General features: G+C 58.0%; 25 protein-coding genes. 9 read left to right on the forward strand and 16 right to left on the reverse strand.

The genetic code is table 11. The features are described 5' to 3' along the window. Positions 1–29: 29 nt before the first annotated feature. From HUO12_RS05260 to pgi, 4 genes are all read right to left on the reverse strand, one after another. A complete protein-coding gene (locus HUO12_RS05260) occupies positions 30–1421 on the reverse strand; it encodes a DEAD/DEAH box helicase (RefSeq protein WP_176272594.1) in 1392 nt (463 codons plus the stop codon). Between the two features lie 229 nt (positions 1422–1650). Further along, entirely contained in the window at positions 1651–2124 is a 474-nt protein-coding gene (locus HUO12_RS05265) for a TspO/MBR family protein (protein ID WP_176272595.1), read from the reverse strand. 9 nt (positions 2125–2133) lie between these two features. After that, positions 2134–2916: a DUF2189 domain-containing protein gene (locus tag HUO12_RS05270; protein WP_176272596.1), complete on the reverse strand. Its 783-nt coding sequence runs from the start codon at positions 2914–2916 to the stop codon at positions 2134–2136. 100 nt (positions 2917–3016) lie between these two features. Then, positions 3017–4555 carry a glucose-6-phosphate isomerase gene (gene pgi / locus HUO12_RS05275; protein ID WP_176272597.1) on the reverse strand — a complete coding sequence of 513 codons (1539 nt, stop codon included), beginning with the start codon at positions 4553–4555 and terminating at the stop codon, positions 3017–3019. 48 nt (positions 4556–4603) lie between these two features. Between pgi and lepB the strand changes: the two genes are divergently transcribed. The 3 genes from lepB to era are packed head-to-tail and all read left to right on the forward strand — an operon-like array spanning position 4604 to position 7166. Then, positions 4604–5593, forward strand: a complete 990-nt coding sequence (gene lepB / locus HUO12_RS05280) for a signal peptidase I (RefSeq protein WP_232367314.1) — start codon at positions 4604–4606, stop codon at positions 5591–5593. After that, on the forward strand, positions 5590–6261 hold the full coding sequence (rnc, locus tag HUO12_RS05285; protein WP_176272598.1) for a ribonuclease III: 672 nt from the start codon (positions 5590–5592) through the stop codon (positions 6259–6261). Before lepB ends, rnc begins: the two co-directional genes overlap by 4 nt. Next, positions 6258–7166, forward strand: a complete 909-nt coding sequence (gene era / locus HUO12_RS05290) for a GTPase Era (protein WP_176272599.1) — start codon at positions 6258–6260, stop codon at positions 7164–7166. Before rnc ends, era begins: the two co-directional genes overlap by 4 nt. Positions 7167–7169: 3 nt before the next feature. Here era and HUO12_RS05295 read toward each other — a convergent pair whose 3' ends face one another. The 6 genes from HUO12_RS05295 to plsY form a co-directional block, all read right to left on the reverse strand. Beyond that, positions 7170–7586, reverse strand: coding sequence for a response regulator (locus HUO12_RS05295; protein WP_332310373.1), 417 nt, complete (start codon positions 7584–7586; stop codon positions 7170–7172). Positions 7587–7717: 131 nt separating this feature from the next. Further along, positions 7718–8035 (reverse strand): hypothetical protein, encoded by a 318-nt coding sequence (locus HUO12_RS05300; RefSeq protein WP_232367315.1) that lies wholly within the window; start codon positions 8033–8035, stop codon positions 7718–7720. 115 nt (positions 8036–8150) lie between these two features. Beyond that, positions 8151–10685, reverse strand: a complete 2535-nt coding sequence (topA, locus tag HUO12_RS05305) for a type I DNA topoisomerase (protein WP_176272600.1) — start codon at positions 10683–10685, stop codon at positions 8151–8153. Between the two features lie 96 nt (positions 10686–10781). Next, on the reverse strand, positions 10782–11498 hold the full coding sequence (locus HUO12_RS05310) for a hypothetical protein (RefSeq protein WP_176272601.1): 717 nt from the start codon (positions 11496–11498) through the stop codon (positions 10782–10784). 16 nt (positions 11499–11514) lie between these two features. Then, the gene (gene dprA, locus HUO12_RS05315; protein ID WP_176272602.1) at positions 11515–12612 is read right to left on the reverse strand and encodes a DNA-processing protein DprA; all 1098 of its coding nucleotides are present in this window, start codon (positions 12610–12612) and stop codon (positions 11515–11517) included. Positions 12613–12676: 64 nt separating this feature from the next. Beyond that, entirely contained in the window at positions 12677–13267 is a 591-nt protein-coding gene (gene plsY, locus HUO12_RS05320) for a glycerol-3-phosphate 1-O-acyltransferase PlsY (protein ID WP_176272603.1), read from the reverse strand. Positions 13268–13381: 114 nt separating this feature from the next. On the opposite strand from plsY, the gene murI reads away from it, so the two are divergent. From murI to HUO12_RS05345, 5 genes are all read left to right on the forward strand, one after another. Beyond that, a complete protein-coding gene (gene murI, locus HUO12_RS05325; protein WP_176272604.1) occupies positions 13382–14176 on the forward strand; it encodes a glutamate racemase in 795 nt (264 codons plus the stop codon). Between the two features lie 119 nt (positions 14177–14295). Further along, the gene (gene hemA / locus HUO12_RS05330) at positions 14296–15516 is read left to right on the forward strand and encodes a 5-aminolevulinate synthase (protein ID WP_176272605.1); all 1221 of its coding nucleotides are present in this window, start codon (positions 14296–14298) and stop codon (positions 15514–15516) included. A 71-nt stretch (positions 15517–15587) separates the two neighbouring features. Beyond that, entirely contained in the window at positions 15588–16904 is a 1317-nt protein-coding gene (locus HUO12_RS05335) for an amidohydrolase family protein (protein ID WP_217905172.1), read from the forward strand. Further along, positions 16901–18127 (forward strand): amidohydrolase family protein, encoded by a 1227-nt coding sequence (locus HUO12_RS05340; RefSeq protein ID WP_217905173.1) that lies wholly within the window; start codon positions 16901–16903, stop codon positions 18125–18127. Before HUO12_RS05335 ends, HUO12_RS05340 begins: the two co-directional genes overlap by 4 nt. A gap of 28 nt (positions 18128–18155) precedes the next feature. Next, positions 18156–18863: a nitroreductase gene (locus HUO12_RS05345; protein WP_176272606.1), complete on the forward strand. Its 708-nt coding sequence runs from the start codon at positions 18156–18158 to the stop codon at positions 18861–18863. 75 nt (positions 18864–18938) lie between these two features. On the opposite strand, the gene HUO12_RS05350 is transcribed toward HUO12_RS05345, so the two are convergent. From HUO12_RS05350 to HUO12_RS05360, 3 genes are all read right to left on the reverse strand, one after another. Then, positions 18939–19781: a universal stress protein gene (locus HUO12_RS05350; RefSeq protein ID WP_176272607.1), complete on the reverse strand. Its 843-nt coding sequence runs from the start codon at positions 19779–19781 to the stop codon at positions 18939–18941. 80 nt (positions 19782–19861) lie between these two features. Continuing rightward, a complete protein-coding gene (locus tag HUO12_RS05355; RefSeq protein ID WP_176272608.1) occupies positions 19862–21067 on the reverse strand; it encodes a type III PLP-dependent enzyme in 1206 nt (401 codons plus the stop codon). Positions 21068–21235: 168 nt separating this feature from the next. After that, on the reverse strand, positions 21236–21793 hold the full coding sequence (locus HUO12_RS05360; protein WP_176272609.1) for a LemA family protein: 558 nt from the start codon (positions 21791–21793) through the stop codon (positions 21236–21238). A gap of 72 nt (positions 21794–21865) precedes the next feature. On the opposite strand from HUO12_RS05360, the gene HUO12_RS05365 reads away from it, so the two are divergent. Then, a complete protein-coding gene (locus HUO12_RS05365) occupies positions 21866–22864 on the forward strand; it encodes a DUF3137 domain-containing protein (protein ID WP_176272610.1) in 999 nt (332 codons plus the stop codon). On the opposite strand, the gene HUO12_RS05370 is transcribed toward HUO12_RS05365, so the two are convergent. From HUO12_RS05370 to HUO12_RS05380, 3 genes are read right to left on the reverse strand one after another with little or no spacing between them, the layout of a single operon-like run. Further along, on the reverse strand, positions 22845–24023 hold the full coding sequence (locus HUO12_RS05370; RefSeq protein ID WP_176272611.1) for a carboxynorspermidine decarboxylase: 1179 nt from the start codon (positions 24021–24023) through the stop codon (positions 22845–22847). The genes HUO12_RS05365 and HUO12_RS05370 overlap by 20 nt on opposite strands. Continuing rightward, positions 24023–24553 (reverse strand): O-acetyl-ADP-ribose deacetylase, encoded by a 531-nt coding sequence (locus tag HUO12_RS05375; RefSeq protein ID WP_176272612.1) that lies wholly within the window; start codon positions 24551–24553, stop codon positions 24023–24025. Before HUO12_RS05375 ends, HUO12_RS05370 begins: the two co-directional genes overlap by 1 nt. Further along, entirely contained in the window at positions 24553–25764 is a 1212-nt protein-coding gene (locus HUO12_RS05380; RefSeq protein WP_176272613.1) for a saccharopine dehydrogenase family protein, read from the reverse strand. The genes HUO12_RS05375 and HUO12_RS05380 overlap by 1 nt, the downstream gene beginning before the upstream one ends. Positions 25765–25980: the final 216 nt, after the last annotated feature.

A 25980-nucleotide genomic window follows, 5' to 3' on the forward strand; every position in this document is an offset into this window, starting at 1 on the left:
AGAGCTATTCGCATTAATGCGCTGTGCGGTTACCGCCCTGCACGGCGGCGGCGATTGCCACCGTCTGGACGGCCTTTTCCGGACCTTGGCCCTGCGCCTTGCGGCCTGCCTGAAGGCTTGCCTTTGCGCGCTGGATGCTTGCGCTTGGGAGGTCCTTTACGCTGCTCACCATCACCTTGCGGACGCGGACCGCCAGCTGGTCGCGGGTTCACACGCTGACGTTGTCTGGGGGGCTCACGCTTGGTCGGCCCCACACCTTCGACTACCGCGCGGAAATTCTCAGGCAAATCGAGACGCTCAAACTCGGCATCGGTGTGCTTGCGAATGTCCTTGAGATAGGCGCGCTCGTCCTCGGCACAGAACGCGATTGCAATGCCGTCCTTGCCCGCACGCGCGGTCCGGCCGATCCGGTGCACATATTGCTCAGGCACGTTGGGTAGCTCGTAATTGATGACATGGCTTACCCCGGGAATATCGATTCCGCGTGCTGCAACGTCAGTGGCAATCAAGACAGGCGTTTTGGCGCGCTTGAACTCGTCGAGCGCGCGCTGACGCTGTGGCTGCGATTTGTTGCCATGGATAGCGTTTGATTCGATCCCGCATTGGCGAAGCTTCTTCACTACGCGATCTGCACCGTGTTTTGTGCGCGTAAAAATGAGGACACGTTCGAACTTGCCAGGCACAGTGTGGCGACCGGACAGGATCAGTTCGAGGAGTGATTGCTTCTCGTCCTGCTGCACCATGAACAAATACTGGTCGATCCGCTCCGCAGTTGTGGCCGCAGGCGTCACAGAGACTTGCACGGGATTCTTGCAATAGCTGCCCACCAATTCCTTGATCTGCTTCGGCATCGTTGCGCTAAAGAACAAGGTCTGGCGGGTTTCAGGTGCAAGCTGGTGGATGCGGCGCAGCGCATGAATGAAGCCAAGATCAAGCATCTGGTCAGCTTCATCGAGCACCAGCACTTCTACGCCTGAGAGGTTGAATGCCTTCTGATCGACAAGGTCGAGCAAACGGCCTGGCGTTGCGACCAAGATATCAGTGCCGCGATGCAGTTTGTTACGGTCCTTATTGACCGAGGTGCCTCCAACGATGGACTGCACTTTGAGCCCGGCGAGGGCTCCGTAATCCTTGGCCGATGCTGCAATCTGAGCCGCCAGCTCACGCGTTGGTGCAAGCACCAGCATGCGGCAGGACTTGAATGGAATGCGGTTATCGCTCTCGCGCAACCGATCAATAGATGGCAGCATGAAAGCTGCGGTTTTGCCAGTACCGGTCTGCGCGATACCCAACAGATCTCGCCCTTCCAGCACAGGCGGAATCGCCTGTTCCTGAATGGGAGTTGGAGTGTTGTAGCCCTTCATGTCGAGGGCCTGAAGAACAGGTTGGGAAAGCCCCAACTGGTCAAACGTAAGAGTCATTTGTCTAATAATCTCGCAATATATGCGGCGCACAGATGGAATCCGGACGGACTCATCGTGCGGCGCGGGTGTCAAAACGACCCGCGTGAAAAGGGAAGTCATAGGAAAAAACCGATGCGCGGCCGGGGCTGAAACTTTACTATGTGTTTCGCCGCTTCACGCTGGCTAGCGCGCTTCGTTGACACCCATGTGGATGCTGCAGTGCAAAAAGTCAAAGAAATTCGCTGATCTACCGTCCGAACGGACGGTTGAGCTGCCAAATCTTCCAATTAAGGACCGCGGCAAAACTGACCCATGCAAGGTAGGGAACGATCAGCCAGCTTGCGAGCTCCGACCATTGCCGGAGGAAGACAGTCAGCGCGAAGACGCTCACCCAAAGGAAAGGCACTTCAACGAGGGCCCAATCCGGTCGTTTCAGAGTGAAGAACAGCGGTGACCATAGAAAATGGCACACGCCGTTCATCAGGTAGAGCACGATCAGGAAGGTCCGCTCTGCATCGCTCGCCGTGTTGCCCCAACTTATGACGAAAGCCCAAGCCGCAAGGCCAAGGATCAACGTCCATGCGGGGCCGAATAACCAGTCAGGAGGTTGCCATTCCGGCTTCTTGAGATCGTAATACCATCTGCCGATCTTCGTCAGCAGCCCGCCGCCGAGGCCCAGTATCACAGCCCAGCTGATTGCGAAGATAAGCGGAAAATCCATTTGGTGGACTTAGGCTGCTTCTCCGTTCGAAACAACCGCACGGCGATATAGATGCCAAGTAGCATGGCCCAGAACCGGAAGTGCGAGAAACAGACCGAGAAACAGTGGCAAAAGCGCCAGACCAAGCAAGATCGCTATCAGACAGGCCCAAATCAGCATGAGACGGGTATTAGAGCGGATCGTAGCCAAACTCGCGATAATCGCAGTGAGAAAGTCCACTTCACGATCGACCAGCATGGGCAGACTGATGACCGTAAATGCATAAAATACGAGGGCCATGATAGCGCCGATGACGCTGCCGACTGCCAGCATGATGAGGCCGGTTTGGGTCATCAGGAATGCAAGGGATTCCGCACCTGCACCGAATTCTGCGGCGAACACGGCGAAAACACTATGCGCGACGATTAGCCAGAATGCGAAGGCAACGAACACGATCACGCCCATAGAGATGATCTGCTCATCGCCATGCCCTCGCAAAGCTCCCAGTACCGGCTTCCAACTGATCGGCTCACCGGACTCGCGGCGCCGGCTGACCTCGTAAAGCCCGACTGCTGTGAAAGGTGCAAGCAGCGGAAAACCTGCGGCTGCCGGGATAAGCCATGCCGCGCTGCTCATCCGCATGAGCGCGAAGTACATGAGGAAACCGCCCGCGACGTAGATCGCGGCGAAGAATATGCCGTAGATCGGCTCCGCGCGGAAATCGGCCCAGCCCGCCGCAAGCGCAGCCCGCAAGTCGGCCAAACTGAGGTCATTTGCTACAGCGGCATTCGCAATGACAGTCTGTCCTGCCATGATCGCCCTCCCCCGTGAAAACGCATCAATGCCAGTGTGATCTAGTCCGCCAGGAACTCCACATCATTGATCGAGATCAAGTTGGCGAAGGGCGCGGCCGCTAACTCAATCCCGCTTTCTCAAGCAGCGCCTTTGTGCTCGCATCGAAATCGCCGCCGCCTGCCTCGATATCCTTGGCCATCTTCTTGCCCAGCTCGACACCGAACTGATCAAACGGATTAATCCCGAGCAGCACCGCATTGGCAAAAGTGCGGTGCTCGTGAAACGCGATCAATGCGCCAAGCGTCGCGCTATCGAGATCATCGCAAAGTATCGTCGCCGATGGCCTGTCTCCGGGGAAGGCCCTTGCCGGATCTTTGCCGTCGCTCGCCATATTGCCGCCTGCCATCAATGCTGCGCCTTGGGCGAAGCAATTGGTCAAAAGGATCGCATGGTGAGCCGGATCAAGCGCATCGCCCGGAGCAATGCTCGCGATGAAATCGACCGGCACAAGATGCGTGCCTTGATGGAGCAGCTGGAACACCGCGTGCTGCGCGTCCGTCCCAACCCCGCCCCAAGTGATCGCGGCGGTTGGGCCAGAAACCGGCTCGCCCTCAGAAGTCACGCGCTTGCCATTCGATTCCATCTCAAGCTGTTGGAGATAGTCCGGAAACAGGCCGAGCCGCTCATCATAAGCAAACACAGCACGCGTCTGGCAGCCGCGAATTTGCGCGTAATACTGGTCTGCAAAAGCAGCCCGCAATGGCAGATTGTCGCGGCCATTCTTGTCGCGGAAATGCAAATCGATCGCTTGAGCGCCTGCCAGCATCGCCTCAAACTCTTCCCAGCCGACCGCTAGAGCCACTGGAAAACCGATGCTCGACCATATCGAGTAGCGTCCGCCGACGCTTTCGCTGAAGGGCAGGATGCGCGTTTCGTCCACACCCCACTCGACGGCCTTGTCAGGGCTCGCAGTGAGCGCGACGACGCGGCCCGTCGGATCGGACACGCCGTTGTCGCGCAGCCAATTGAGCGCGCTTGTCGCATTGGTCATCGTCTCGATTGTCGTGAAGGTCTTGGATGCGACCGCAATGATCGTCGTTGCCGGGTCGCATGCTTCAAACGCTTGCTCCAGCGCGACGCCATCAATGTTGGAAACGACATGCACATCGACCAGTGCCAGATCGCGCGCCAATGCATCCACCGCAAGCGCAGGCCCCAAGGCCGACCCGCCAATACCGATATGAATGAGGTGTTTGACTTCGCCAAGCGCGCCTTCATGGATCGCTTCGACCAGCATCTTGATCCTGGCATGGAGCGCCAGCGCTTCTTCCACGGAAGGCTCAGCCCCGACACCGCGCTGTGCGGTGTGTTCAGCCGCGCGGCCTTCCGTGACATTGATCTTCGCGCCGGACAGCAGCGCCTCGCGTTTACCAGCGAAATCGCACGCTTCAGCCAATGCTTCAAAGCCGGATAACAAGTCTTCAGACAAATGCGTCTTCGACCAGTCGAACAGCACGCCTGCTGAGCCGCCTTCTGCTTCCCACTCGATCCGGGCAGACAAGGCATCCACCCGTCCCTCATCCTCGAACAATTCGGCAAGCGTGTGCTGCGGCGCAGCGCGCAGCGCCTCCCATGCGGCGGAAACGGGGGAACTCATGCAAAAATCCTTTTCATGCTTGTGCACTGGCGAGTAGGGGTCTCAGCGATGGATGAAAAGAAACAAAATATTCCAGAGCTCGATACGCGGTCGGAGAAAAACCCGAACAAGAAGCCGGTCGATCTGGGTTCGCAAGACGATAGCGCTGCGCCCGACCCCGATGCAGAAGGCACGCGTATGCTTGCATCTGGCGTGCAGGCCGCGGCAGGCGGAAGTGCGTCCGCCACCGTCGAAGAGCCGCGCAATGATGAGGACGAAGAACAAGAGAGCTGGGGCAGTTTCGGCCTGTTCGTTTTGAAGCTTGCATTGGTAGTGCTCATTTTCCGCAGTTTCATTTTCTCGCCTTTCTCTATCCCGTCCGAAAGCATGCTGCCGCGCCTCTACAATGGCGACTATCTGCTCGCGGCAAAATGGCCTTACGGCTTCTCCAAATACTCGATGCCGTTCAATCTGCCAGTGATCCCGGGGCGCATTTTCGCAGGCGAACCAGAACGCGGCGATGTCGTGATCTTCAAGCACCCGATCGATGGCGTTGACTATGTCAAACGCGTCATCGGTCTGCCGGGTGACACGATAGAAATGCGTGCGGGCCAGGTCATCCTCAATGGCGAAGCTGTCCCCAAGGTGCGCGTTGAGGATTTTGTGATCCCGCGCTCACCCAACACGGATTGTGCGCTAGCCGCAGTTGAGGAAACGAACGGCGATGGAAACGTAGTTTGTCGCTACACGCAGTTTCGGGAAACACTGCCAAATGGCACGAGTTATAATGTCCTCGATTTCGGCTTTAGGCCGAATGACAATTATGGTCCGCGCATCGTGCCTGAGGATCGGGTGTTCGTGATGGGTGACAATCGCGACAATTCGCAAGACAGCCGCTTTCCCGCAGCGGCTGGCCAAGGGGTCGGTCTCGTCCCGCAGGAGAATCTCGTCGGGCGCGCCACCATCATGATGTGGTCCACCGATGGCAGCGCGGAATGGGTCAAGCCATGGACCTGGTTTACCGCCGCGCGCTGGGGCCGGATCGGAACTGTACTATGACCGGACTGACACAGGAAACGCGCGAATGGCTTGAGGTAAACGGCTTTGCCATCCGCGAGGAAGCGCTTTGGCTCGCCGCATTCACACATGGCAGCACTGGCGAAAAACGTGATTACCAGCGGCTGGAATTCCTAGGCGACCGCGTGCTCGGCCTTGTCATTGCAGACTCGCTTTATGCTCGCAGCGATGCGCCCGAAGGACGCTTGTCGCAGCGCCTCAACGCGCTTGTCAGCCGCGAAATGTGCGCCAATGTCGCGCGGCAAATCGGCCTGCCACCGCATATCCGTATTTCCAAGCAAGCACATGAAGATGGCGGACGCGACAGCGACAATATCCTCGGCGATGTGATCGAAGCGCTGCTTGGCGCGCAATTCCTCGACAATGGGTTCGATGCGGCTCGCGACGTTATTCTAAAGCTTTGGCAAAGCGCGCTCGAAGGCAATGCTGGACAGTCCAAGCACCCAAAAAGCGCGCTGCAGGAATGGGCCGCTGGCAATCAGCGGCGCCCGCCGGAATACTCACTGGTCGACCGCTCCGGCCCCGATCACGCCGCGCAGTTCACCGTCAAAGTCGAAGTGTATAAGGTTGGCTCTGTCGAAGCGACGGCTTCCAGCAAACAGGAAGCGGAAAAACAGGCTGCCAAAGTGTTTATGGAGAAATTCGGATGAGCTCTGAAAGCGCAAGTACACGCTGCGGAGTTGTAGCTGTCCTCGGCGCGCCTAATGCCGGCAAATCGACGCTGGTCAACCAGCTTGTCGGACAGAAAGTCGCCATAACCTCTGCGAAAGCGCAGACGACGCGGGCCAAGATGCTCGGCATCGCCTTGCACGAACAAACACAGATGATCCTCGTCGATACGCCGGGCATTTTCGCGCCGCGCCGCAGGCTCGACCGCGCGATGGTGAGCGCTGCTTGGGAAGGCGCAGAGGCGGCTGACGCAGTGCTTCTGCTTGTCGATCCGATCAAGCAACGCCGCCATGAACTTGAGCCGTTGCTGGGAAGCCTTGCGGGACGACCGGAACGCAAGATCCTGGTGCTGAACAAAGTCGACAGAGCCAAGAAAGAACCGCTACTAGCGCTTGCTCAGGACCTCTCTGCCAAAGCCGATTTTGAGCAGATCTTCTTTGTATCTGCGCTTACCGGAGACGGTGTGCCTGAGATGAAAGCAGCGCTCGCAGCCATGATGCCAGAAGGCGTGTGGCATTACCCGGAAGATCAGGTGTCGGATGCTTCGGAGCGCTTGCTTGCAGCCGAGATCACGCGCGAACAGCTCTACAAGCAACTGCATGAAGAACTGCCTTACGATTCAGCCGTGCGGCCCGAGCTTTACAAGCACCGGCCCGATGGCAGTCTGGAAATTCACCAGCAGATCGTCGTGGGCCGCGAAACCCAGCGCCCGATTGTGCTCGGCAAAGGCGGCAGCCGGATCAAGATGATCGGCGAAGCAGCCCGCGCGGAGCTATCCGAGTTGCTCGGCGTTGAGGTCCACCTGTTCCTGCATGTTAAGGTCAGCGAGAACTGGGCAGAAGACAAGGAATTGTTCGAAGAAATCGGGCTGGACTGGGTGAAGTGATCCCTACCCAACCCCAAGCTTCTCCAGCTTTGCGCGCAAGGCCACTTCGTCGAACGGTTTGACTACGTAATCATCAGCGCCTGCCGCGATCCCTTCGTGAATGTCCTGAGCCTGCCCGTTTGACGTGCAGAAGACCACTGTAGGCGCCCGCGGTGTCGGAATGGCGCGCAATGCAGTCACAAAGGCGATCCCGTCCACTTCCGGCATGTTCCAATCCGTCAGCACAAGCTCAGGCATTTGCTGCTTGCAGCGAGCAAGCGCTTCTTCGCCATCCTGTGCTTCTGTCACGTCATAGCCGAGGCTACGCGCGATCTTTGCCGAGACCTTGCGGATCACGCGGCTGTCATCGACCACGAGGCAACGCTTCTTGCGAGCCTGACGGGTCTCGTTGACATCGCGCATGGCTTTGGCTGCCCGCACGATTGCGTCCGTATCAGGCGCGTCCTCTGCCGAAATGTCTTCTTCGTCAATTTCCGGAGCCAGCAGGTCGCTATCGACTGGCTGATCAGATTCAACCGGTATAGCGTGGCGGTTAGGCGTGCGACGTTTGATCAGATTTTGAATGGTTCGATCTCCCCGCCAAGTCCGGTGCTGAAGTCGCCGCCAAAATCGAAGCCTTGCGGCATCATTTCCCCGACGGTCTCGCGCGTGTCGTCAACGCCTTCACCGGGTGTCATTTTGACATGGAGAAACGGAATCCAGACATCGCCAAACTCGGCTTTCTGATACCATACATCGAGCACATCATAGCTCGCCCACATGCCATCCGGCTCACGCAAGCGCAGGCCCTCGCCAATCCGCGGGACCGCCGCAAAGCGCACGCGCTCTTGCGTTTGATGGGTTTCATTCTGGACTTCGATTTCGATCACGCTGACGTGCCTTCCGGTGTCTGATCCGGAAAGCTACGGAGGAAGTCTTGACGATTTACCAACGTGACAAGGTGAACGAGTTCCCCTCAAACCAGGGTTACCGCGCCGTTTGCCATTACTTCTTGGCGGCAGCCTTCTTTTTCGCAGGCGCTTTCCTGCGCTTCTTCTTCGCAGGGCCCTTGGCAGCGCGCGCCTTGATCAGCTCGATCGCCTGTTCCTCGGTTACGTCCTCAGGCTTCATGTCCTTGGGGATCGTCGCATTGGTCGAACCATCCGTGACATAGGGACCATAGCGCCCGGGCATGACTTTCATCTCGCCGCCGCTGTCAGGATGTTCGCCGAAAGTCTTGATCGGCTCAGCTTTGGTGCGCCCGCCGCCTTTGCGATTGGCTGCTTCGGCAAGCGCTGCGACCGCTGCATTCATGCCCGTTTCGAACACATCGCGGGTCGATGGAAGCTTGGCATATTTGCCGTCGTGTCGCAGGTAAGGGCCATAGCGACCGATTGCCGCTTCGATTTCCTTGCCCGTCTCCGGATGCTCGCCGACAATCCGAGGCAAGCCCAGCAGCTTCACCGCCCACTCGAGATCGAAATCATCGAGGTCCTTAGGGATCGAAGCGCGGACTTTCTTCTCATCCTCAGCCACCATCTCGACATAAGGCCCAAACCGGCCTGATTTGCGATGGATTTCCGCGCCAGTCTCCGGATGCTCGCCCATCAAGCCATCTTCAGCCGCATCATTGCCGTCAGCGCCCGGCTGAGCAAAGCGGCGAGTGAACTTGCATTCGGGATAGTTCGCACAGGCGACAAAGGCGCCATAGCGGCCACCACGCAGGTTCAAGCGGCCATTCGGACGCCCTTCCTGATCACACAACGGGCAGAAACGCGGGTCCTTGCCGTCTTCACGCTCAGGAAAAAGGAAGTCGGACAAATACTCGTCGAGCACTTCAGTGACTTCGGACGGCTTCTTCTCCATCACCTCTTCGGTTTTGGGTTTAAAGTCCTTCCAGAATGCTTCGAGCAGCGCCTTCCAATTCTCACGGCCATCGGAAACCGTATCGAGCTCGTCCTCCATGCCGGCGGTGAACTCATAGGCTACGTAATTGGGGAAGAACCGCTCAAGAAATGCTGTGAGCAAACGTCCTGATTCCTCTGCAAAGAAACGGTTTTTCTCCATCCGCACATAAGCGCGGTCACGCAATGTCTGAATGGTCGAGGCATAAGTCGAAGGGCGACCAATACCGAGCTCTTCGAGCCGCTTCACAAGGCTCGCTTCAGAGAAACGCGGCGGCGGCTGCGTGAAGTGCTGGTTCGCTTCAACGCCTTGCTTTGCGGGCACATCACCTTTGCGGATGACCGGCAGCAGGCCGTCTTCATCATCGTCGGAGGATTTGTCGTCGAACCCTTCCTGATAGACTGCGAAGAAGCCAGGGAACTTCACCACCTGGCCAGTTGCGCGCAGCTCGTGCTGCCCGGTTGCATCGCGCATATTGACGGTGGTGCGTTCCAGCCGAGCGCTCGCCATCTGGCTTGCGACCGCACGCTTGTAAATGAGGTCATAAAGCTTGGCTTCATCGCCTGAGCCCGCACGCTCTTTACGAAAATCAGTTGGACGGATCGCTTCATGCGCTTCCTGCGCGTTCTTTGCCTTGGTCGCGTAGAAACGCGGCTTTTCAGGCAAGTAGGCCGCGTCGTATTTCTCGCCGATCTGGTCGCGCACAGCAGCAATCGCGCTGCCATCCATCTGCACGCCATCGGTCCGCATGTAAGTGATTGCACCCGCTTCATAGAGCGATTGCGCGCACCGCATCGTGTGGCTCGCAGAAAAGCCCAATTTGCGCGCGGCTTCCTGCTGCAAGGTCGAGGTCGTGAACGGAGGCGCTGGATTGCGCTTCAATGGCTTTGTTTCGATATCCTCGACAGTGAAGCGACCTTTTTCGACCACTTCCTTTGCCGCCATGGCCGAGCCTTCATTGCCGAGCGTCAGCTTGTCGAGCTTCTCGCCATTGAAGCGCGTCAGCCGCGCATCGAAATTCGTCCCGTCGTGCTGCAGCTTGGCAATGACGGACCAGTATTCGTCCGGCTTGAAAATTTCGATCTCGTGCTCGCGCTCGCAAATGAGGCGCAGAGCGACGGACTGCACCCGCCCCGCACTCTTCGCACCGGGCAGCCGCCGCCACAGGACCGGCGAGAGCGTAAACCCGTAGAGATAGTCGAGCGCGCGCCGCGCCAGATACGCATCGATCAGATCGGTATCGAGCTCGCGCGGCGACTTCATCGCTTCCGTCACCGCTTTCTTGGTGATCGCGTTGAATGTCACGCGGTCGACCTTGGCGGGCAACGCTTTGCGCTTCTTCAGCAGTTCCTGAACGTGCCAGCTGATCGCTTCACCTTCGCGGTCAGGGTCGGTTGCGAGGACCAGGCGGCTGGACTTCTTTGCCGCGTCCGCAATCGCTTTCACCTGATCGCGGTTGCGCTTGTCGGCATAGACTTCCCAGTCCATTTCGAAATCCTCGTCCGGGCGCACGCTGCCATCCTTGGGCGGCAGATCGCGGACGTGGCCGTAGGATGCGAGGACCTTGAAGTCCCCGCCCAGATATTTCTCGATAGTTTTCGCCTTGGCCGGCGACTCAACAATGACCAGTTGCATGGAGGTTTTATCGTTCCCTTACGCGTATACGTGTACGTACGCGCGAGTTTGTGCGGGTCAGCGGGTTCGTCAAGTGGGATTGTGCACGCCGCTTGCTCAAGAAAATACTTCGGCGGTTTCTTCCGAAATATCGTTGAGCACGCTATAAACACCAATACCAAAGGCGTAATAAACTGCATTGCTTGCCGCATCGGTGAGCGAGGCAATAAACCCGAGAACGATCGTGCCGCCAGCATAGGCTGCGGCAGCGACGAAAATCCCGACAACGATGCTAACCAGCAGACCGAGCACCAGTCCGGCGAAAAAGATGGGCCAGCTATATCCTCGCGTGGCGTCCCAACTGGATCTCAACGAATCGACCACACCTTCGCCTTTTCCAATCAGATAGCCTGAACTTGCTGACCAGCGAACGAGAAGGATGATCCCGGGTATGACGAGAAGTAGAAAACCGAAAATGAAGCCGATACCCGACAGCAAGGTCATGCCGATATAGGCCCAGATTCTAGTGTCGCTGGTGCCGAGTCGCCCGTCCGTGCGAAGAAATTGCGCGAGCAAAAAGTACGCTCCTACGACTGCGACGACCACGCCGAGAAGCGTAAACAGCACTGAAGCAAAGCTCTGTCCCTGCTCGATCGTTGCCCCGATGTTAAAGCCGCCGATATTATCGTTCACTTCGATTAGGCCGAGCGCCATGCCCATTCCATTAATCCCGCCGACCACCAGCGTGTAGATCGCGATGGCGGTGATGTTCCGTCCGACAACGTCAAAAACCGAGCCGAAAAAGCCGCCGAAGTTCTTTTCTCTTTCCATCATGCCCCTCAATGCGCTGCTAGCCAGAGAGGCTAACCCTTCCCCCCGCATGTCTGACGAGTTCGCCGGCAATTTCAAGCTCCAGCAGCGCCAATTGCACTGACGCGGCTGTTTCACCCGATTGGCGGATGAGTTCGTCCACGGCAACGGGCGCGATTGAAAGCAGCTCTGAGATATCGGCTGGCTCCGCCTCGGCCAGATCTTCCTCCGACCAGTCGAAACCGGGCGCGGCCTCTGCGACGCGCGAACGAGCCTTGCCGTCAAAGCCGGAGAGCAGCTCGACCACATCTTCAGGCGATTGCACCAGCACAGCGCCTTCGCGGATAAGTTGGTTGCAGCCCGAGGATCGCGCATCGAGCGGGCTGCCGGGGATCGCCATGACCTCTCGGCCTGCTTCGCCCGCCAACCGCGCGGTGATGAGCGAGCCGGACTTGGGCGCGGCCTCCACCACAAGCGTGCCTGCCGCAAGCCCTGCGATGATCCGGTTGCGGCTAGGAAAATGGCTGCCGCGCGGTTCAGTGCCGGGCGGCTGTTCCGCGATCAGCAAGCCTTCGCTCGCGATCCGCTCCTGCAATTCCGCGTGCTGCGGCGGGTATGCAATCTCGATCCCGCTCGCGATCACGCCGATGGTGTGCGAGAAAGCGCCTTCATGCGCTGCCCCGTCAATCCCGCGAGCAAGGCCAGAGACGACGGTGTAGCCCTCGCCCGCCAGATCGCGGGCAAATTCGCGTGCCAGCTTGATCGCAGCAGCCGACGCATTTCTCGCGCCCACCATCGCAACGCAAGGCCGGTTCGCCAGCTCCAGCCGCCCGCGCATGGTGATGATCGGCGGCGCGCTGTCGAGCTCGGCCAGAAGCGCGGGATAGTCCGGCTGATCGTGGAACAGGTAGCGCGCGCCGGCAGCTTTCACCGCGTCGATCTCGCTCTCGATGCGGCCCACAGGTGCTGCGGAGTAAGCGCGCTTTCCGCGGCTACCAAGCTCCGGCAAGGCTTCCAAAGCGCTTGCCGCATCGCCAAACCTTGCGAGCAATTGGCGGTAGCTGACAGGGCCAATATGCGGGGATCGCAGCAAACGAATGCGGGCGAATGCTTCGGCCTGAGAGAGAGTTGCGCCCATCGCGCTCACCCATCGCGAGAGCAGGCCTCGGGTCAAATTACAGGATTGTTAGCAAGGCAGTGGCCTAGTCCTTCTTGGCTCCGCCAATTCTGGGCTCCTCGCCTTTCATCAACCGCGCGATATTTTCGCGGTGCAAGTAGATGATGAGGCCGGCAATCGCAGCCAGCACAGGGAAGAATTGCGGATAGCCAAACAGCGGCGCAGCGGCGGCTGCTGCAATAACCGCGCTCATCCCTGCAAGGCTGGAGATGCGGAAGATCGCAAGGATGCTTAGCCAGATGAGCGCATAGGCTGCGCCTATCGGCCAAGCGAGACCGAATGCCACGCCAGCATTGGTCGCAACGCCCTTGCCGCCCTTGAAACCGAGCCAGACCGGGAAGCAATGTCCGATGACTGCTGCGCCTGCCGCGAAGGCCATCGCCACTTCGCCCCATAGCTCGCCCGCGATAAACACCGGCGCAAAGCCTTTAAGCAAATCGAGCAAGAGCGTTCCTGCCGCCAAGCCTTTGTTGCCGGTGCGCAGGACATTGGTCGCGCCGATATTGCCGCTGCCGATGCTACGCACATCGCCCATGCCAGCCGCTTTTGTCAGCAGCAGGCCGAAGGGAATCGAGCCAAGCGCGTAACCCAGCAATGCAGCGTAAAGCGGTTCCAAATTTGATACTCCGTTCGGCCTGACTTGTCGAAGCCCCGCACATCTTATAGCGACCGTCACTCATACGGAAATTCCACCCTTCGACAAGCTCAGGGTGAGCGGAGTTTTGCCAACTTGGAAGCCCAATCCCCGATCCTACTGTTTGATTCCGGTATCGGCGGATTGAGCGTGCTTGCCGAACTGCGCAAGGCCTTGCCCCAAGCGCCGGTCATCTACGCTGCCGATCTTGCGGGCTTGCCTTATGGCGAGAAATCCGAAGCGCAGATCGCTGCAAGGGTCGCCGGTCTGCTCGGCAGGATGAGCGAACGCTACACACCAAGGCTTATCTGCATCGCTTGCAACACTGCCAGCACCATTGCGCTCGGCATGGTGCGCGAAGTCCTCGAAGTGCCGATTGTCGGGACAGTCCCAGCGATCAAACCAGCCGCGGCAATGACGCAAACTGGGGTAATCGGCCTGCTTGGTACGCAAGCCACGATCCGGCAAGCCTATGTCGATAATCTCGAAGCGGAATTTGCGAACGGCAAACGCATGTTGCGGTTCGCCGCGCCTGAGCTGGTCGAAGCTGCCGAGGCTAAGTTGCGCGGCAAAACGCCTTCTCCAGAAGCGATCCAGGCCGCTGCCGACGGCCTCAAAGCCATGGCAGGCAGCGAGACCATCGACACAGTCGTTCTCGCCTGTACTCACTTCCCATTGCTCGAGGACGAGCTGGCGCGACACTTCGCGCCTGGTACGCGGTTTGTCCACGGCGCTGAAGGTATTGCGCGACGGATCGCTCACTTGACAAAAGGCCAGCCCTTTCCCGTCGATCCGTCAAGCCGGTTCGTGGCAACGGGCGACATGCAAACTGCGCAAGAGCTGTTGCCTATGCTGAAAACGCACGGATTTCAGACGGTAGAGCCATTCTGACCTGCGAATCGCTCGCAAAGATCGCGCTAGAATTTCGGAACTTTTCGCCTTACATCGCGCTACCGATTTACCGATGAGTCCAGACAAAAGGACTCGGCCATGAAGCGGAACTGAGACGCGTGAATTACGATATGATCTTCGACAAGGCGATTGACCGCCTGCACGAGGAAGGGCGTTACCGCGTCTTCATCGATATCATGCGCAATAAAGGCGCGTTCCCGAATGCGCGCTGCTTTGCCGGGCATAATGGCCCAAAGCCGATCACGGTTTGGTGTTCGAACGATTACCTTGCGATGGGTCAGCACCCCAAGGTAATCGAAGCGATGGAAAACGCGCTGCATGATGTGGGCGCAGGTTCTGGCGGCACGCGCAATATCGGCGGCAACACGCATCTTCATGTCGAGCTTGAGCAGGAGCTGGCTGAGCTCCACGGTAAGGAAGGCGCGCTGCTGTTCACCAGCGGCTATGTCTCCAACGACGCGACGCTCTCAACGATTGCAAAACTGCTGCCCGGCTGCGTCATTTTCTCGGACGAGCTGAACCACGCGAGCATGATTGCGGGCATCCGCAATTCGAGCTGCGAGAAGCGCGTGTTCCGTCACAACGATGTCGAGCATCTCGAGGAACTCCTCGCCGCGGAAGACATCGACACGCCCAAGCTGATCGCCTTCGAAAGCGTTTATTCGATGGATGGCGATGTCGCACCGATCCATGCGATCTGCGATTTGGCTGAGAAATACAATGCGCTGACCTATATCGACGAGGTCCATGCGGTTGGCATGTATGGCGAGCATGGTGGGGGTATCTCCGAGCGCGATGAAGCGGCGGACCGCATCGACATTATCGAAGGCACGCTCGGCAAGGCATTCGGTGTGATGGGCGGCTACATCGCTGCGGACAAGCGCGTGATCGATTGCATCCGCTCTTACTCACCGGGATTCATCTTCACGACGTCACTTTCGCCGGTTCTGGTTGCGGGCGTGCTTGCCGCGGTTAAGCACCTCAAAGCTTCAAGCGAAGAGCGCGACGGCCAGCAAGCCGCCGCTGCGATGCTCAAGGACAAATTCCGTGATGCGGGCCTGCCGGTCATGGACAGCGTCACGCATATCGTCCCGCTGATGGTCGGCGATCCCGTCCGCGCGAAGAAGATCAGCGATATCCTGCTCGCGGAATATGGCGTCTATGTGCAGCCGATCAATTTCCCGACTGTCCCACGCGGAACCGAGCGCTTGCGCTTTACGCCAGGGCCGAACCACACGCCTGAGATGATGGACGAGCTCACTGAAGCGCTCGTCGAAATCTGGGACCGGTTGGAGCTGGAATTCAAGAAAGCGGCATAGGCCGCTTGCCCTACGTGCCAAAACACGCCTAGGTGCTCCCACTAGCGATTCATTGCTTGGGAGAGCACGATTTGAACACGCACACGATTAAGCACCGCTTGGGTTTGAGTGCCCTCGCCTGTGCTACCGTTCTGGCAAGCGCTACGCCGCTTCTCGCTCAGGAACGGCCGATTGCCTTTACCGGCGCGACGATCATGCCCATGACCGGCGAGACGATCGAGAACGGCACGATCGTTGTCCATGAAGGCAAGATCACGGCGATCGGCGCGACTGTAGCTCTGTCAGAAGGCACGGAAGTGCGCGATGCCACCGGCAAAGTCATTTTGCCCGGCATTGTCGATACGCACTCGCATATCGGCCAGGTCCAGGGCGCTGACCGGAGCGCACCGATCCAGCCGGACGTGCGCGCGATGGATGCGATCAATCCCAAGGACAAAAGCCTCGAAAAAGCGCGCGCAGGCGGCGTAACTTTCGCGAACGTAATGCCTGGCTCCGGCCATTTGATGAGCGGCCAGACTTTCTACATGAAGCTGCGGCGCGGCGATTTCATTGAAGACGTCGCAGTGCGCGATGACGATGGCAAGATGCTCGGCGGCATGAAAATGGCCAACGGGACGAACTCAATCCGCGACAATGCAGGTTGGCCGGGTACACGCGCAAAGTCAGCCGCATTGGTCCGCGCCAAGTTCATCGATGCAAAGCCCTATTGCGACGGCAAAAAAGAAAAACGCGATCTTGCCAAGGACGCTCTGTGCGAAATCATGGCAGGCGAGCGGCTTGTGCACTTCCACACGCACCGCGCGGACGATATTATGACGGTGCTTCGCCTGCGAGACGAGTTCGGTTTCAAAGTGCTCATCCAGCACGGCATGGAAAGCGGCGATATTGCTGACCGCATTGCGGCAGCAGGTATTCCCGTCTCGCACATTCTGGTTGACGCGCCGGGTGGCAAATTGGAAGCGATGAATTCGCGGATTACGTCCGCTGGCGATCTGGAAAAAGCAGGCGTGCTTGTTTCGCTTCATTCGGACGACCCCATTGTTGATAGCCGGATGATGTTCCGTCAGGCAGCGCTGGCTGTGCGCGGCGGGATGACCCGCGAAGGCGCCTTGCGCGCGTTAACAATCAACCCGGCGAAACAGGTGGGGCTCGATGATCGCATCGGCTCGCTCGAAGTCGGCAAGGATGCAGACTTGCTGGTGATGGATGGCGATCCGCTGTCGATCTACACCAAGCTGCTTGAGACATGGGTCGAAGGCGATCTTGTCTGGGACCGCAGCAATCCGGAACAAGCGGCATTCGCAACCGGCGGTGAAGGCACGGCCAGCAATGGCCGCTCGATGCACCACCTCGACCTAGAAGCGCATGCGATGGAGAATGACCAATGAGCATTCGGACAAATCTCTCGCGCGCTGCTGTGGCATTTGGAGCCGCACTTACTTTCGCAATGCCGGCATGGGCGCAAGATATCGCTGTTCGCGGCGAGACGCTTTACACCATGGCGGGCGAGCCGATCGCCGATGGCATAGTGGTGATCGAGGATGGCATGATCAGCGCGGTTGGCCCTGCATCGAGCACGCCTATGCCATCCGGCATGCAGGTGATGACAGCAAAGGTAGTCACACCCGGTCTGGTCGACGCGCACAGCACTGTTGGTCTTTCCGGCTATCTCAACCAGCCGCACGATCAGGATCAGCTCGAGAAATCATCGCCGATCCAGCCTGAGTTGCGCGCGATTGATGCTTACAATCCGAAGGAACGTCTGGTGCAGTGGGTCCGCGAACTCGGCGTCACGACGCTCCACACAGGGCATGGCCCCGGCGCGCTGATTTCAGGTCAAACCATGATCGTGAAAACAACAGGTGAGACCGTGGATGACGCCGTAGTCGTGCCGCGCGCTATGGTTGCGGCCAATCTTGGCTCCTGGGCGCTAGATAACAGCGGCAAGGCACCGGGCACTCGCTCTAAACAGATTGCGCTGCTTCGCGGCGCCTTGGTGAAGGCGCAGAACGCAGCAAACGCTCCTGCGAAGAAAGACGCTCCTGCCAAGCGCGACCTGATGGTCGAAGCCATGCGCGACGTGCTCGACGGCAAAGTGCCGCTGATGGTCACAGCATGGAGAGCGCAGGACATCCTGAGCGCGCTGCGCCTCAAGGAAGAGTTCGGGATCGAGCTCGTGATCGATGGAGCAGCCGACGCCTATCTGGTGATCGACGAGCTTCGTGAAGCGGGCGTGTCAGTCATTCTGCACCCTCCCCGCGCGCGCCAGTTCGGCGATCTTGAGAATGCAAGCTTCGATACTGGCGCCAAACTGCGCGACGCTGGCATCCCGTTCGCCTATCAGTCCGGCTTTGAGGCTTATGTGCCCAAGACCCGCGTAGTCCTATGGGAAGCCGCTGTCGGCGCTGCCAATGGCCTCGGCATGGAAGACGCGCTGAAAGCGATCACTATCGATGCCGCAGCGCTGATTGGAGTGTCCGAGAAAGTCGGCTCGCTCGAAGTCGGCAAGCATGGCGATGTTGCGATGTTCAACGGCGATCCGTTCGAAACGACGAACTTCGTGACAGGCGTTGTCATCGAAGGTGTAGTCGTAAGCAACGAAGCGCGCTGATCCGCATTCACTGAGGAATTTCACTGCAATGACGCAAGGTTTTACGCCCGGTTCGTCGGACCAGACCTATGAAGAAGTGGTGCTCGGTCGCCGCTCGATCCGAGGCTATCTCGACAAACCTGTCCCGCAGGAGCTGATCGAAGAGATTCTCGGCATGGCGATGCGCTCGCCATCCTCCATGAATACGCAGCCCTATCACTTCCATGTGATCACCGGAGAGCCGCTCGACCGTATCCGCAAGGGCAATACGGAAAACATCCTCGCCGGTGTTCCCGATAGCCGTGAGTTTCGCCGTGGGCATGCCTTTGAAGGGGTTCACCGCGAGCGGCAGGTTGGCTGTGCGATCCAGCTGTTCGAAGCGATGGGGATTGAGCGTGACGACAAGGAAAAACGGCAAGACTGGGTGCTGCGCGGTTTCCGCCAGTTCGACGCGCCGGTTTGTGTGATCGTCACTTACGACAAGGAATTGTCGGACAGCGATGACACCGCGTTTGATTGCGGCGCAGTCACCACTGCGCTCGTCAACGCGGCGTGGAGCCGCGGCCTGGGCTGTGTAATCAACAGCCAGGGCATCATGCAGAGCCCAGTTGTCCGCGAACACGCGAGTATTTCGGACGATCAAGTGATCATGAAAGCAGTCGCAATGGGCTGGCCTGACCCGGATTTCCCGGCGAATCCGGTCAAGATCACACGCCGCAAAGTCAGTGAAGCAGCACGGTTCGTGGGGTTTGACTAAGCTCCGTTAGGGACCCTCCAGCGCAGACCTAAGAGGTTCTCCGCCTCTGAGTAGTCATGGCGGCTCGCTTTTGCGCTACGATGTCGCATTATCCGTGTTAATAACAAGAATGTCTGGCTTTAGTGACCGCAGCAAATCACTGGTGACACTACCCAGCGTGGCCTGTCGGAACCCGCTTTGGCCGTGACTTCCCAACACCACTAACCCCTCGCTCGCCAAGTCACAGCGCTTCTCGAATTCGCGGGTGATGGTCTTGTGCGTTCCGCCACGCCCGAGCGCGGAGGTGGCATTGCTGAGCGAAGGTTCTGCCTCTGCAAGCGCAGTCATGAATGTCTCCATAGCCTTCTGCTCATGCGCCTCGACTTCCTCAGCAACGTAGCTGTCGCGTTGGAACCCTTCGAACGGCACATGCCAGGCGTGCACCACATGGACCTGTGCATCGGGAAACATCCTCGCAGCAGTGATGATCGCATATTTGGAGTCGGCTGAAAAATCAGTCCCGGCGATGATGTGTCGATAGGACGAACGCGGGCGTTGCTTGACCACAAGAACCGGCTTCTTCGTGTTGCGCAACACATAGTCGACGGCCGTGCCAAGAAAGAAATCGCCAAGGGAGTTGTAACGCGCAGGCCCAACGACCAGCAGCTCTACATCATCGGCTTTACTAGCCGAAGCAATCGCATGCGGCGGCGAGCCTTCCGGATAAGCAAACTCAACATCGCACTCGGTATCGCCAACACATTCGCGCATGCGCTTGTCGAGCGATGCCCAATCGGCATTTTCGGCGTCCATGAAATCGAGCGCATGAACGAGGCGAAGTGCCTTTCCGGTTCGCGCACACAGCGCCAAAGCACGGTCAATCGCCCGATCCGCACGCGAACTGAAATCCGTCGCAACCAGGATTTTTGTGTTCAACACCAGATTTCTCCTCACTGGGAGAATGATACAGGATATCAAAACTTACTGCAAACGATTCTCAAAAGGGGGTAACCCTCGGATCAGCGCAAGCTCACTACATTATCGGCTTCCGGACGCTGGCGGCTGCCATCATAGAGGCTCGCCATCGGCTCGTCCGCGACTATGTACTGCTCGGCATTGCCGAAGCCATTAAAGCCCGTCTTCATCGCTGCGCCATAAGCGCCGATCATGCCGACCTCGATATAGTCGCCTGCCTGAATGTCGCTGGGTAATGGGAATGGCCCGGCCATATAGTCCGCATCATCGCAGGTCGGGCCATAGAAGGCGAAATCCATCTCTGGATCGCGCAACTCATCTTCGAGTGCGCGAACCGGGAATTTCCAGCCGACATGCGCTGCATCATAGAGCGCACCATATGCGCCATCATTGATATAGAGCTCATCGCCGCGGCGCTTCTCAACTTGGACGATCAGTGAGGAATATTCCGCGGACAGCGCCCTGCCCGGCTCGCACCATAGTTCAGCGTTGTATGCAATCGGCAGCGCGTAATAATGCTGGTGGATGATCTGGAAGTAATCCTCGAGCGGAGGCGGCTCCATGCCCGGATAGATGCTCGGGAAACCGCCGCCGACATCCACCATGTCGATTACGACTGACGCCTCTGCAATCGCCGCACGCGTACGGTCGAGCGCCTGCACAAATGCAAACGGGCTCATCGCTTGGCTGCCCACGTGGAAGCACACACCGAGCCAGTCACAATGCTGGCGCGCGTTCTGAAGCAGCGCAGGCGCTTCCAACAGGTCGCAGCCGAACTTTGCGGCCAGCGAGAGCTCGGAAAATTCGGATGAGACACGCAGGCGTACAGCGAGCCGCAAATCGGTCGCAGCTTCGCCTGTTTCCGGGTCGCGGCAAGCCTCGACAATCTTCTCCAACTCTTCCTGCGTGTCGAGACTGAAGGTCTTGCAGCCGTGCTTGTGATAGGCCTCGGCAATCGCCTTGCGCGTCTTGATCGGATGCATGAAGCACAAGGTCGCATCGGGCAGAGCCGCGCGCACCAGCCGCACTTCCGCGATCGACGCGACATCGTAATGCGTAACGCCTGCTTCCCAAAGCACAGTGATCAGTTCAGGCGATGGGTTGGCCTTCACCGCATAAAGCACTTTGCCCGGAAACTTCTCAACGAAGAAGCGAGCAGCGCGCATGGCGGCGTGCGGACGATTGAGGATGACAGGTTCGTCCGGCGCGACGTCGCGGACTACAGCCTTGGCGTTGGGATAGATGTGCAACTCAAGGGACCCCCTAAAGGTTCAGTGTTCAACCAAACGGTTACGAGCCTGCCTTGCGGATGTCCCTTGGGGCAGAAGTGGCGCGCGTATAAGCGCTCGGGAGGAAAACGCAAATCAAAAAATGCAGTTCCCGACGCGCAAGAAATTTTCCCACGCTAGGCACGGATATCAGGACTGGAAGCTGACTTCCGGTACCTGATCGACCACGCCCAACTCGCTGTCATCCAAGCGGTGAAAGTCGGCGTCCCTGAAACCCAGCCCGCTTGCGAACAGCACGGCAGGAAAGCTTTCCCGCGCGGTGTTGTAGCGCGACACAGCTGCGTTCAGTGCGCGGCGTGCGGCCGCCAGCTTGTCTTCCACCATGGAAAGCTCGCGCTGCAATTCCTGAAAATTGGCAGAAGCCTTCAAGTCCGGATAGGCCTCACCCAGTGCAAGCAAGCGATCGAGCGCGATCTTGAATTGCTTCTCATCAGTAGACTGGATCGGGCCTTCAGCAGCCTTTGAGCGAGCGGCGATGACAGCTTCGAGCGTCTCGCTTTCATGGCTGGCATAGCCTTTCACGGTTTCAACCAGATTGGGGACCAGATCATGCCGCTGGCGCAGTTGAGCATCGATATCAGCAACGCCCTGATTTACGTTCTGTCGCAAACCAACCAGCCGGTTGTAAATGCCAATCGCAAGAATGCCGACCAGCACAATCAAACCTATGACAATAAAGAACCCCATCGTCTCGTTTACTCCCTCTTTCCGTCAGCTGTGTTACTATGCCATAACAGCAAGAAATAAGCACGAAAGAATATGGTAAACACCACCAGCGTCTCCACTCTGATGAATGACGGGCTCGGCACTTGGCTGGACGAGCGCGCGCAGATGCGAGCGGACGCCAAAGCCAAGGCATCTGGCCGCTGGACAAAGGCCGCATTTCTCGGCCTCCCGGCCCTGGCATTCATGTGGTTTGGTCCGCCTTGGGCGCTCGACTGGAAGTTCATCATCAGCGCCTTCATAGTCGGTGGCGGATGGGCGTGGGGCTATGCGCCAATCAAAGCGGCGAAAAAGGAAATCAAAGTCGGGATCAACTCCGCAATCGCTCGCTCGCTTGGGCTTCAATACGAGCATGATGTGGAACCGGGCGGCGAATTTGAGGCTGCCAAGACATTCGGATTGCTCCCTCATTTCCACAAGTCTGCGTTTGAGGACCAATGGTCAGGCGAGCTGAAGGGACATGCTTTTCAGCTTTACGAAGCGCATCTGCGCGAGCGCCGCAGTTCAGGCAAGAATACCCGCTACGTTACGGTGTTTCGCGGTGCGATCATCGCGATGGATTTCGGCCAGCCATTTCACTCGATCACGCTCCTGCAGCGCGCTGGCAAGCACAAGAAATGGCTCGGGCTTGGCGGACGTAAGGACAGTGTGAGTTTTAACGGGCGCGAGCTGCATTATGTCGATCAGGTGCATCCTGATTTCGAAGACACTTTCGAAGTCTGGTCTGACGATCAGGTCGAAGCGCGCACTCTGATCCACCCTAGCTATATCGAGCAATTGTTGGAGATCGAACGCGCTTTCTCTGGAGAGGAAATCCGAGCGCTGTTCCTCAATGGCGAGATCATCCTCGCTGTGGAAAGCGACGATATGTTCGAAAGCGGATCTATCGAGCCGCATGACGATGCACGCAAGGCTGCTGCGACACAGGACCAGTTCGCGATGCTGGCTGGGCTGGCGGTCAGAATCAATCAGAATGTCCGAGGTGATCGTTTGAGCGATCCGCTGCGCGCCCCAATCAACTCAAACGGTTCCTGAAATCCTCGTAAGTGAATGCACGGACCAGATCCAAGTGATCGGTATCGCTGTCCCACAGATAGATTGACGGCAAAGCCACCCCATTAAAGGTCGTCGTCTTTACCATCGAATAATGCGCCTGATCCAAGAGGGCGAAGCGCGCGCCGGGCTGCGCTGGCACAGGCAAGCGATAATCGCCAATTACATCGCCTGCCAGACATGACGGACCACCCAGCCGGATCGGGATCTGGTCCTCGTCGGTCAACTCGCCGAGCATGGCGGGGCGATACGGCGCTTCAATCACATCGGGCATATGACAAGTCGCCGACACATCGGTAATGCCGAATGGAACGCCATTAAAGCCGGTATCAAGCAGCGTGCCGACGAGAATACCCGCATCCAATGCGACCGCTTCACCAGGCTCGAGATAGATTTCAGCGGCTGTGTCTTCTTTCGCGTCACGCAGGAACTCGACCAACTCCTCGCGCTGATAGTCGGCCCGCGTGATGTGGTGACCACCGCCCATATTGATCCACTCAAGCTGACCGAAATAGGGCTCGATTGCATCGAACACCGCATCCCAGGTCCGCTTCAGCGGTTCCAGATCCTGCTCACACAGATTGTGGAAGTGGATGCCGGTGACGCCTTCCATCACTTCGTCGGTAATCTGGTCGATCGGAAAGCCCAATCGCGATCCGGGCGATGAGGGATCGTATTTCGCTTCCTCGCCTGTCGGCACCATGGGATTGATACGCAGCCCGACATCAAAGTCCTGACCCGTGGTCCGGGCATGGTCGAGGATCAGCGCAGCGCGCTCGATCTGGCCGGGCGAGTTGAAGATCACATGGTCCGAAAGCCGCAACACCTCTTCCAGTTCGTCAGGTTTGTAGGCGGCGCAATAGGTCGCAATCTCGCCATCGTAGAACTCGGATGCAAGCCGCGCTTCCCAAAGCCCGCTGGTGCACACCCCGTCGAGATATTCGCCAATGACATGCGCGGTCGACCACATGGAGAACGCCTTAAGCGCTGCAAACATCTTGATGTCGGCTGCATCGCGGATCTCAGCCAGCACCTGACAATTGGCGCGCAACTTCGCGGCATCGACGACGAATGCAGGGCTCTCGACACGCGAGAGATCAAAATGGGCGAACGCGCCCGGATCACCGGCTTTGGTTTGCATCAGCTTTTCCCCAAAGCGTCAGTGAACTCAGCAAGGGCCGTTTCATCAAAACACACCAGCGAAATTAGCTCAAGAGCTCCTGCATGATGTACGACAAAACCTGTTATCGTCTCAACGGCAGTCACTGCTGCCTTATTTAGCGGGTACTTGAAGATGCCCGTCGAAATGGCTGGAAACCCAATACTCTTGGCACCAATTTCCACCGCGCGTTGAAGAGATTCCCTATAACAGCTTGCCAGCTGCTCAGGCTCACCATTGCCGCCGCCACGCCAAACCGGGCCGACAGTGTGAATAATGTGAGCGGCTGGAAGGTCGTAACCTTTGGTGGTTTTCGCTTGCCCGGTCTTACACCCGCCAAGCAAGCGACACTCGTGCACGAGCTCCTTCCCCGCAGCACGATGTATCGCTCCGTCCACACCGCCACCTCCGAGCAAAGATGAATTCGCTGCATTGACGATGGCGTCAAACTCCATCGTCACGATGTTTCCTTGGACGGTTTCGATTGTTGTAGAGCCAATCTTTAAGCCCATCAAAACCCGACCGGTCCGTCCAGCTCCTTGACTTGCCACGGAAGACCATGCGCATTGAGCATGTCCATGAACGGATCGGGGTCCATCTCTTCCATGTTGACGACACCGTCCTTGTCCCACGTGCCCTGCACCATCATTGCCGAGCCGATCATCGCAGGCACGCCGGTGGTATAGGAAACCGCCTGATTGCCGGTTTCCTCAAACGCTTCCTCATGGTCGCAGATATTGTTGATGTGAAAGGTCTTTTCGCCTGATCCATCCAGCGCTTCGCCGGTTGCAATCACGCCGATATTGGTCTTGCCCTTCGTAGTTTCGCCCAGCGTTTCCGGCTTGGGTAGGACAGCGGCGAGGAACTGCAGCGGGATGATTTCCCTGCCTTGATACTTCACCGGCTCGATCGAGGTCATGCCGACATTCTGCAGGACGGTAAGGTGCTTGATGTACTCATCGCCAAAGGTCATCCAGAAACGCGCACGCTCGATCTCGGGATTGAATTTCGCAAGGCTCTCCAGCTCTTCGTGATACATGAGATAAGCGTTGCGCGTGCCGACCTCTTCGAAATCGAATGGCGTCATGACGCTCATCGCAGGCGTTTCCACCCACTCACCATTCTCCCAATGGCGTGCAGGCGCCGTCACTTCACGAATGTTGATTTCCGGGTTGAAATTGGTCGCGAACGCCTGACCATGATCGCCGCCATTGCAGTCGAGAATGTCGAGCTGGCGAATGGTCTTCAGCTTGTGCTTCTTCAGCCACATGGTGAACACGCTGGTCACGCCCGGATCGAACCCTGAACCGAGCAGCGCCATCAGGCCTGCATCCTTGAACCGGTCCTGATAGGCCCACTGCCACTTATATTCGAACTTCGCTTCATCCTTGGGCTCGTAATTGGCGGTATCGAGGTAATCGACACCTGCCTCCAGACAAGCATCCATCAGCGGCAAGTCCTGATAAGGCAGCGCCAGGTTCACCAGCAGCGAAGGCTGAACCTTCTTAATGAGCTGTACGACGGCAGGGACTTCTTCTGCATCGATTTCGTAAGTGTGAATGTCGACGCCCGTGCGGCTCTTCACGCTTTCAGCAATCGCGTCACACTTGCGCTTGGTACGACTGGCGAGATGGATATCGCTGAAAATGCCATTGTTCATGGCCATTTTGTGGACGCAGACAGAGCTGACACCGCCGGCTCCGATAACGAGGACTGTCGACATAAATGGGTTTCCCTGGAAACGATTCTTGCGCGCATTAGGGCAACGCGCATCCCGCGTAAATCGATCCGGTGTTTCCTAATGGCAAAGGAACGCGCAGCGTGGGGGAATGACCTATGCGAAGCGCCCTTCCCCACGATCCGACACACAGCTGTGGAAGCGGCGGAATTTTCATTCCCAGGACTGTGTAACATGCGTATCCAACATGGGCGTCTATTC

The organism is Altererythrobacter lutimaris (assembly GCF_013371495.1).
GTDB classification, from domain to species: Bacteria; Pseudomonadota; Alphaproteobacteria; order Sphingomonadales; family Sphingomonadaceae; genus Erythrobacter; species Erythrobacter lutimaris_A.